General features: G+C 76.2%; 8 protein-coding genes. 1 reads left to right on the top strand and 7 read right to left on the bottom strand.

What is annotated here, in order from left to right; all coding sequences use genetic code 11:
* Nucleotides 1–364: 364 nt before the first annotated feature.
* Complete coding sequence (locus GTR00_RS08355; protein ID WP_166611167.1) at nucleotides 365–712, top strand: VOC family protein; 348 nt, start codon at nucleotides 365–367, stop codon at nucleotides 710–712.
* 294 nt (nucleotides 713–1,006) lie between these two features.
* Here the strand turns inward: GTR00_RS08355 and GTR00_RS08360 are convergent, their stop codons facing one another.
* From GTR00_RS08360 to GTR00_RS08390, 7 genes are all read right to left on the bottom strand, one after another.
* Nucleotides 1,007–1,876 (bottom strand): NmrA family NAD(P)-binding protein, encoded by an 870-nt coding sequence (locus GTR00_RS08360; protein WP_166611168.1) that lies wholly within the window; start codon nucleotides 1,874–1,876, stop codon nucleotides 1,007–1,009.
* A 435-nt stretch (nucleotides 1,877–2,311) separates the two neighbouring features.
* Nucleotides 2,312–3,259, bottom strand: coding sequence for a DUF5996 family protein (locus tag GTR00_RS08365; protein WP_166611169.1), 948 nt, complete (start codon nucleotides 3,257–3,259; stop codon nucleotides 2,312–2,314).
* A 17-nt stretch (nucleotides 3,260–3,276) separates the two neighbouring features.
* Nucleotides 3,277–4,413, bottom strand: a complete 1,137-nt coding sequence (locus tag GTR00_RS08370) for a DMT family transporter (RefSeq protein WP_166611170.1) — start codon at nucleotides 4,411–4,413, stop codon at nucleotides 3,277–3,279.
* Complete coding sequence (locus tag GTR00_RS08375; RefSeq protein ID WP_166611171.1) at nucleotides 4,410–5,078, bottom strand: TetR/AcrR family transcriptional regulator; 669 nt, start codon at nucleotides 5,076–5,078, stop codon at nucleotides 4,410–4,412. The genes GTR00_RS08370 and GTR00_RS08375 overlap by 4 nt, the downstream gene beginning before the upstream one ends.
* 179 nt (nucleotides 5,079–5,257) lie before the next feature.
* Nucleotides 5,258–5,725: a YdcF family protein gene (locus GTR00_RS08380; protein WP_276610068.1), complete on the bottom strand. Its 468-nt coding sequence runs from the start codon at nucleotides 5,723–5,725 to the stop codon at nucleotides 5,258–5,260.
* Between the two features lie 25 nt (nucleotides 5,726–5,750).
* Entirely contained in the window at nucleotides 5,751–6,584 is an 834-nt protein-coding gene (locus GTR00_RS08385; RefSeq protein WP_240899668.1) for a class I SAM-dependent methyltransferase, read from the bottom strand.
* A gap of 161 nt (nucleotides 6,585–6,745) precedes the next feature.
* Nucleotides 6,746–8,921 (bottom strand): ATP-binding protein (locus GTR00_RS08390; RefSeq protein ID WP_166611173.1); only part of this gene is annotated, 2,176 nt, incomplete at its 5' end.

Below are 8,921 nucleotides of genomic sequence, written 5' to 3' on the forward strand. Positions count from 1 at the left end.
GGGAGGGGGTGGTCACCGCGACGGTGAGCAACGGCTACTTCGCCGCCTGGTGGCCCGCGGGCCGTTCACGGGCCGCGCAGCTCACGCTGCACCTGGCCGACGGCAGGACGGTTCAGGGCGTGGACGCCGAGCCGGTGGTCTCCCGCTACCAGGGCGGCCCGGGCTGAGCCCGCGGCCGTGCCCTGGCCGTGCCCTGGCCGTGCCCTGGCCGTGCCCTGGCCGGTGCTGAAGCTCGTGCCGGCCTGTGCCGGCCCGTGCCGGCCGCTGAGCAGGAGGACCGCTCCGGGACGTCGTGCGGGTGGGAGCGCTCCGCGCGCGCGCCGAGGGCTGTCGAGCGGGTGCGGCGCGGGGCTGGGTTCGCTGTGTGATCGGGAGCATCGACGAGGTCGTCATCGACTGCGCGCAGCCGGAGGTGCTGGCGGCGTTCTGGGCGCGGGTGCTCGGTGGGGACCCGGTCGAGCGCGATGAGGCGTGGTGGTACGTGGTGCCGCCGGGGTGGACGCAGCTGTCCTTCCAGCAGGTGCCCGAGGTCAAGACGGTGAAGAACCGCGTGCACCTGGACGTGCGGGTGCACGACATCGAGGCGGCCACCGTGCAGGCGGAGGCGCTGGGCGCGCGACGGGTGGGTGCGGTGCACCGGGACCGGGCCGGCTCGTTCCAGGTGCTGCTCGACCCGGAGGGCAACGAGTGGTGCGTGGTCAAGCCCGCGTGAGTCCCGGGTGACCGCTGGGCCACCGGCACGAGCGCGCGGCCGGCGTCACGACCGCAGGGGCGGGTGGGCGTCCTGCACCTGCAGGCGCAGGCTCAGCTGGTGCCCCGGCGACCGGCGACCCGGGGCGCGGGCCAGGTCGGCGGGACCGAGGACCTGGCGCACGGGCAGCGCCGCGGCCGGCGTCGACGACGCCCCGGGAGTGAGCCCGGTGGCCGCGGCGGGCCGGGGCCGTCCTGGCCGTCCCGGTGACGACGGCTGTGCCGGGGCGACCGCTGCCTCGCGCGCCCGTGCCCCTCAGTGCAGCCGGGGCGTGGTCAGGGCGTCCAGGGCTGTGGCCGGCCGACGGGTCAGCAGGTCGGCGAGCAGCGGTGACGTCTGGGCGAAGAAACCCTCGGCGGCGGCCCGGAACACGGCCAGCGCGAAGCGCGCCACCGCCTCGGGGCGCCCTGCGCGCACCTGGGCGGCGAGCCACTCCTCGGGCTCGACGAGGACGCGCTCGACGTGGCGCCCGCCGGCCCGGGAGAGGAGGGCGGCGACGTCGGCGAAGGTGGGCGCCTCGTCGGCGGTGAGCGTCAGGGGACCGTCGAGGCCGGTCTCGCCGGCGGCGAGCCGGGCGATGACGACCGCTGCGGCCTCGGCGGCGTCCTCGCGCGCGGTCCAGGACACCGGCCCGTCCGCGGGGACGGCGATGGATCCGGTGGAGCGCCAGTCACCGGCCAGCCGGGCCAGGCTGTGGGCGTGGAAGCCGTTGCGCAGCGACGTCCACGGCAGGCCGGATCTCTCCAGCACGACCTCGGTGGCGGCGTGGTCGCGACCGGGGCCGAAGGGAGTCCGGGGTGAGGCCCCCTGGTGGCTGGTGTGCAGCACGCGCCCGACGCCGGCCCGCACCGCGGCGTCCACGGCAGCGGTGTGCAGGGCGACGGCGTCGGCGAAGGGGTCGCTGGAGGAGACCAGCAGCAGCTGGTCGGCTCCGGCGAAGGCGGGCACGAGGGTGTCGGGCTCGGCGTGGTCGCCGTGGCGGACGGCGACGCCCCTCCGGGCGAACCGCTCCGCCCTGGCGGGTTCACGGGCCACGACGAGCAGTTCCTCGGCGGGCAGGCGGGTGAGCAGGTGCTCGGTGGTGGCGCCGTTGAGAGCACCCGTCGCACCGGTGATGACGATCATCCCAGTCTCGCTGACGTCGGTAGCAGGATCGCCGGACCAAGGCGATAACAGTGATATCAATGCATTGATACCGTTGGCAACGCGGTGCTCGAGGCGGATCCGCGGCAGCCGGCTGGCGCGCACGGTCCAGGCGGGCTGTCCAGGAACCGGCGGGCACTGCAGCACCTCGATCCAGTCCCCCCGATCAGGCGCAGGTGCGGGTGCTCCGCGAAGACCTGCACCCCTCCCCCGTGCGAGGCGGCGTCCACGATCGCGTACCCGGTCCTGGAGTCGGTGAAGTCCTCGACCCCTGCGCGGTGACGCGCTCCGTGCGCCAGAGCGGGGCACCGGGACCCACCAGCCGCCACCGGCCGCGGTCGCACCTCGACCACGCCGTTCTGGTGGGATCGAAGCCCCTTGTGGGCGGTGTCCCACCTGCGGTGCTGCAGGGTGCGCTCAGCGCAGGTGGTCCCAGCGCGCCGGATCCTGCTCCAGCGCGGCGCGGTCCCACCGCCCGTGCTCGGCGGCGGCCGCGTACGTGCTCTGCAGGAAGTCCATCAGCGCGCGATCCGGGTCGGCGGCACGGCGCACGACCTCGTAGGGCAGCAGGTACTGCCGGTTCTCGGTGCTGTAACGAGCACCCTGCGGCTGCACGGGGTGGCCGGCGAACCCGTCCGGCTCGGGGTAGGCGTAGGCGTAGAAGGCGCCCTCCTCGCCCCCGCCCGGCCAGAACCCGCAACTGCTGAGTTCACGGGAGTAACCCTCCGCCATGACCCAGTCGCCGCAGTTCGGGGCTCCGCCGGGGTGGGTCGGCGCCCCGCGCCCGGAGAAGCGCGTGCAGGCCAGGTCCATGGCTCCCCAGAAGAAGTGCACCGGGCTGACCTTGCCGACGAAGTGGGAGCGGAACCGGCCCAGCACGCGGTGGGCCTGCAGCAGCTGCCGCCAGAACGCGTTGACCGCCTGCGGGTCGTAGGAGGCGTGCTGGTGGTCCTTGGCGAAGGGGATGGCGGGCTCCACCTCGTTCGGGGTGGCTCGGATGCCCGCACGGACGCCGAGACCGCCCAGCGCCGCCACGACCTGCTCGTAGAACTGCGCGGTGGGCTTGGGCTCCAGGGCCACGGTCCGTGTGCGGCCGCTGCTGGAGCGCGCCAGCAGCTGGTGCTCGACGAAGTCGAACTCCAGGTCGAAGGCCCCGTCGCCGTGCGGTATCGCGGAGGTGGTCAGGCCCCGCGGGCTCACGTAGAGGGTGCTCTGCCACCAGTGGTTGACCAGCGGGGCGTGGACCAGCCGCACCTTGCCGACGATCTGGACCCACATGTGCAGGGTGTCGCGGGTCGGGGTCCAGTCGTCCACCCGCAGGGCGGGCCACGCCGCCCCGGTCACCGACTCGCCCGGTGCGGTCATCGGATCCCCCAGGGAGGTCACGTCGGTGGTGATCCAGGTCCGCCCGACTCTAGCCGCGCCCCGACCCCGCCGGCGGGGGTTCGACGCCCGCGCTGCGACCGCGACGTGGTTCGCGAGGTGGCCGGGTGCGAGGTGGCCGGGTGCGAGGAGGTCGGGGTGCCCGGGTGCGCCTCAGGGACCTTCGGGTCCGGCGACCGAACCGCTTCCAGCGCCACCGCGACCACCCCGGCCAGGACCAGCGCCAGCCCCACCCACCCGAGGGGGGTCAGCCGCTCACCCAGGACCAGCACGGCCAGCAGGGTGGCCACGAAGGGCTCCAGCAGCGTCAGCGTCGTCGCGCGTGATCCGGCGACGGTGCGCAGGCCCCGCCCGAAGAGCAGGTAGGCGGTGAGCACCGGTCCCAGCGCCAGGTAGGCGATGACCTGCCACGGTGCCGGTGTCCCCACCAGCGCGAGCAGCAGCGTGTGCTCGTCCGAGCCGGACGCGGGGCCGGTCGTGGCGGTGGTGCTCAGCAGGGGGGCGCCGGTGGCGATCAGCACCGGCCACAGCAGCAGCGCCCCCAGGCCGAACTGCGCGGCCACCGCTCCCCGTGAGGAGGAACCTCGACTGATGAGGCGGCCGGCGGTGCAGGTGTACCCGGCGTAGGTCGCCCCGGCCAGCACGCCGCAGGCGATCCCCGTCAGCAGGGTCCCGTGCCCCTCGACGTCGACGACCGCCTCGTCGCCGGTGCCGTGACCGAAGAGGGCCAGGACCACGACGCCGGTGATGGAGGCCGCGGCCGCGGCCACCCAGCGCGGTTGCAGCCGGCGGCGCCGGTGCGCGGGGTCCAGGAGGCGTTCGAGCAGGGCGGCGGCGACCGGTGCGGTGCCCAGGGAGACCACGTTGCCGATGGCCACCCCGGCCAGGGACATCGAGGTGTAGAACGCCAGCGGGTAGAGCGCCACGCACAGCGCACCGGGCGCCAGCAGCGCCCACGTGCTGCGGCTCGAGCGCAGCACGTCCGTCGTCCGGCGCGGTGCGCTGAACGCGAGGAGCGGTCCGCCGACGGCTGTGGTCGCCGCCCCGGCGGCCAGGGGGCTGACGGTGGCGGGCAGCAGGGTGGCCGCGGTGCCGGTGGTGCCCCACAGCAGCGCGGCGAGGACGATGGCGATCACGACCGGGGGACCGTCCCCGTCGCCGGGTCGGTCGCCGGGTCGGTCGCCGCGCCACCGGGGCGGTCGAGGGCGTCGAGGACGCTGCGGGCGATCGATCGCGCGCGCAGGATGCGCCCGGGGGCACCTTCGAGCCCGGCGCGGGCCATCGACCCCTCCAGCAGGAAGGACAGGTGCTCGGCCGTCTCGGCGGCCCGCTGCGGGGTGGTCAGCTGCTCCAGCTCGCCGCGCACGATCGCCTCGACGTCCTCCTTGTGCTGCTGCACCACCAGGCGGGCGGGGTCGCCGACGGGGAGCTCGGCGGCGGCGTTGAGCTGCCCGCAGCCGCGGAAGCCGTGCTCGTGGGCGCTCTCGGCGTGGTCGAGGTAGGCGTCGAAGACGGCCAGCACCCGCTCGCGCGGGCCGCCGGCGGCGGCGTCGGCTCGGTCGCGGCGGACGGCGTACAGCTGCGACCACTCCTGGTGGCGGGCCTGCAGGTAGGCCTGGACGAGGTCGGCCTTGGAGGCGAAGTTGTTGTACAGGCTCATCTTCGCCACTCCGGCCTCGGCGGTGATGGTGTCGATGCCGGTGGCGGCGATGCCGTCGGCGTAGAAGCGTCGCGCGGCCGCCTGCAGCAGCCGGTCTCGCGCTGACTGCTTGCGCCCTGCCGTCGTCGGCTCGTTCGCCACGGTCGCTCCTGCTCGTGCCGGCCACTAGGTAGACCAGTCTACCTAGGCCTCCGGCGGACACGCGACCTGTGCCGGCTCGACGGCGTCGCGGCCGTCGACGCGCCCGTGACGCCGCAGCGGGCTCAGCCGCTCGCGCTCGCCCGGCCGGGGTGCCGGTGGTGGCCCTCGTGAAGGCGGGCTCAGGCCTGCCGGTGGCGGCGGGTCGGGGTTCCCGCGCGGGTCGGGGACCATGCCGTCCGCCCGGCCGGATCGGCCACCCGGGACTCGCCGCTGTCCTCGCCGACCACGGGCCCGAAGGGGGCGTGGCTGACGACGGCGGTACCTGCGCTGTCGCGCCAGTGGCGCTCGAAGCAGGCGTGGGTCCTGCGCTGCGTCGTGGGGTCCTGCACGAGCAGGATCGAGCGCACCGGTCCGGGCCCGGTGCGCACCACCTCCAGGGACAGCTCAGCGCTCTGGCCGCAGCGGGTGGAGCGCTCCTCCAGCGCGACGGCGCGCGCGGGGACGCCGTGGTGGGTGCGCAGGACCTCGGCCAGGATCGCGGCCTCCGAGCGGTGCTCCGTGGCGGTGCCGCCGTGCGAGCGGCCTCGTCGTGACGCTCGTGCACCTGCTCCTCCGTCACGGGTCGCTCCCTCCGGTGGTCCGTCCAGCTCCTCGTCGCGGGCGGCGCTGCTCTCAGCGCCTGGTGGCGGTGACCGAGAGGTGCTCCGCGGCGATCTCGCAGGTCCCGTCCCGGGCGGAGTTGAAGCGCTCGGCCAGCGCGATCCACTCCCGCCGCGCCGCGGCGCGCTGCTGCGGCTGCAGCGCGGCGAAGAACGCGGCCAGGGGAGCGGCGCACTCGATCCACAGCTCGAACAGCGCCGTGGTGTCCGTGGCGGTGATGGCGCTGGTGCGCGTGACGAGCTGCAGCGCCTCCACGCGATCACCGAGCAGTGCGCGCACGTGCTCGGGCTCGCCCCAGGCCGTGCCCGGCACCTGCGGCGGGTCCTGCTCCTGGTCCGGGGGCGGAGGCAGGTAGCGGCGGCTCAAGGCGCCCTGGGCACCGCACCACCCGTCGGGGGTCCAGGCGGTCAGGCCCAGGCGCCCGCCGGGGCGCAGCACGCGCAGCATCTCCTCGGCGGCGCGGTGGTGGTCGGCGGCGTACATCGCGCCGAAGGTGGAGGTGACCACGTCGAAACCGCCGTCGGGGAAGGGCAGGTCCTCCACCTCGGCGACCTGCACCCGCAGCGGGACCCGCTCGGCGCTCGCGCGCTGGGCGGCGATCTCCAGCAGCTCGGGAACGGCGTCGGTGCAGGTGACCTCGGCCCAGCGCCGCGCGGCGGCCAGGGCGGTGTTGCCCGAGCCGCCGGCCACGTCCAGCACGCGTTCGCCGGTGTACACGTGCAGGTCGGCCACCAGGCGCTCGGCGACGATCGACTGGCTCACCCCGATCCGGTGGAAGTCGCCCCTGGACCACAGCTGCCGCGCGGGCGAGCGCTGCACCTGCTGCACCGGTGTGCTCGAACTCATGGGTCGTTCCTCCCCCGTCCGGGTCGGTGCTGACGGCGGCCGGCGACCGCCTGCCCGTCCAGGGTGGCCGGGCGCCGGGACGCGGGCACTGGTGCCTGCACCACACCGCGCGGAGGTGCCGGCACCTGCACCTGCCCGTGCACCGGCGCTCCCCGCGCCCCTCAGGGACGCGGCGTGGCGGGCAGCGATCCCCGCACGCTCGTCCCCGCGCCCGGTGCGGAGGTGGTGCGCAGGGTGCCGCCCAGCGCGCCGGTGCGGTCGGCCATGCCCACCAGCCCGCTGCCGTGCGCGGTGCGCGTGGCGTCGAAGCCGGGCCCGTCGTCGGTGACGGTGAAGGTGAGGCGCTCGCCGGTGGCCTCCAGGGTGAGCAGGACCTCGGCCGCGGGCGCGTGCTTGGCCGCGTTCTGCAGCGCCTCCAGGCAGGTGAAGTAGACGGCGAGCTCCACCTCGCTCTCCCAGCGGACGCCTGCCGCGCCGGGTCCCACCTGCACCCGCACGCGCCCGCCGGCCGCCCGCGCTCTGGCCCTCAGCGCCGCTGCCAGGCCGTGGGCGGCCAGCACGGGTGGGTGGATGCCGCGGGCCAGCTCGCGCAGGTCGTCCAGGCAGGTGCCCAGCTCGTCCAGGCAGCGCTGCACGGCGGCGGTGCGCGCGGTCGGCTCGGTGGCCTCCAGCGCGCTGCGCAGGTGCACGCCCAGGGCGACCAGCTGCTGCTGGGCCCCGTCGTGCAGGTCGCGCTCCAGCCGGCGCCGCTCGGCGGACTGGGCGCTGACGATCCGGGCCCGGCTGGCGCGCAGTTCCTGGGCCTGCTCGTTGATCTGCTCCAGGCGCAGCCGCAGCTCCGCGGTCAGCGCCGCCGCGCGCAGCGCCGGTCCGGCCTGCGCGGCCAGGTCGCGCAGCAGGCGGTGGTCGGCCGCGCTCAGCGGACGGTCCGGGGAGGGCAGGACCGCCACGTCGCCCACCGGCACACCCAGGTGCCGCACGGTGACGGTCAGCAGCTCCCCGGGCTCGAGGAACTCGGCGGGGGTGCCTGGGGCGGTGCTGTCGGCACCGCTGACGGCCCACGCGGTCCCCACGACCGGCGCACCACCGTCCTCGCCCGCCGTGTCCTCGCCCGCCTTCGCCCCGTGCGCGGCGGCGAAGGCGCGCACCCGCGCGGCGGGCACCCCCAGCCCGGCGCGCAGCGCCTCGGCGGTGCGGGGCAGGACCTCCTCGACGGTGGGGGCCTCGGCCAACCGGTGGGGCAGGGCGGCCAGGGCGCGGTAGGGGTCGGCGCGCACCCCGTAGACCGCGCGGCGTGCCCAGCGCGTCAGGCGCTGCCTGGCCGGGGCGAAACCGACGGCCACCACGGCGGTGGCCAGCACCGAGGGCAGCAGGTCGAGGTCCTGCCGGCCCGCGCCGGCCAGGGCGGGGAGCGCGACCACGACCGCGACGTAGACGGCCGTGATCACCAGCGCCAGGAGCGCGTGCACGATGGTGGCCACCAGCACCCGGTCCAGCTCCCACAGCCGGTAGCGCAGCGCCCCCACGGCCAGGGCCAGCGGGAAGCCGAGGGTGACGACGGCGACGAAGCCGAACCTGCCGCCGGCCTCCAGCGACGAGCCGGCGGGGGATGCGCCCTGCACCACCAGCGCCGTGGCGGCCAGCGCGCCGGCCAGCGCCAGCGGGCGCAACCGCTGGCGCCCGAGCGCGTCGCTGCGCCGGTGGCGCAGCACCAGCGAGGCCACCGCGGCCAGCAGCAGCGCGATGCCCGCCAGCGTCAGCGCGCCCGTCACGGCCACGACGTCGCTGGGCAGGGGGCCGGACCACGCGATCTCGTAGCGGTGCGTCTCGTCCTGCAGCGGCCCGTCGCGCAGGAGCAGCAGCGCCACGTGCACGGCGAGCACGGCCGGCGCTAGGGCGAGCACGGCCCGCCAGCGCCGCGAGGGCAGCCGGCCGTCGGGGAAGAGCAGCAGCACCACCGCCAGCGGCACGGGGAAGAAGAGCGGGTCCAGCGCGAAACCCAGCCACGCGGCCGCCGGCGCGCCGGGCAGCGAGCCCGGGGCGAGCTCGAGGCCGCGCACCGCGTACCCGCGCAGGGCGAAGTCGGCGACCATCGCCGTCCCCGAACCCAGCAGCACCGGGCCCAGCCGGTTGCCCGCGCGCAGGCCCACCAGCAGCGCACCGGTGAGCGCGAAGGCCGTCCCCGCGCCCAGGCTGGCCAGCACGAAGGCGTAGTCGCCGCGCGTGCCGGCCGAGGCGGTGGCACCGGCCACGGCGGCCAGCACCACCGCGCACGCGGCCAGCAGCGCCGCTCGACGCCGGCGCGTGGAGGACCGCCGCGCGAGGACCGGCCCACCC

This window comes from Kineococcus indalonis (assembly GCF_009906395.1).
Lineage (GTDB): Bacteria > Actinomycetota > Actinomycetes > Actinomycetales > Kineococcaceae > Kineococcus > Kineococcus indalonis.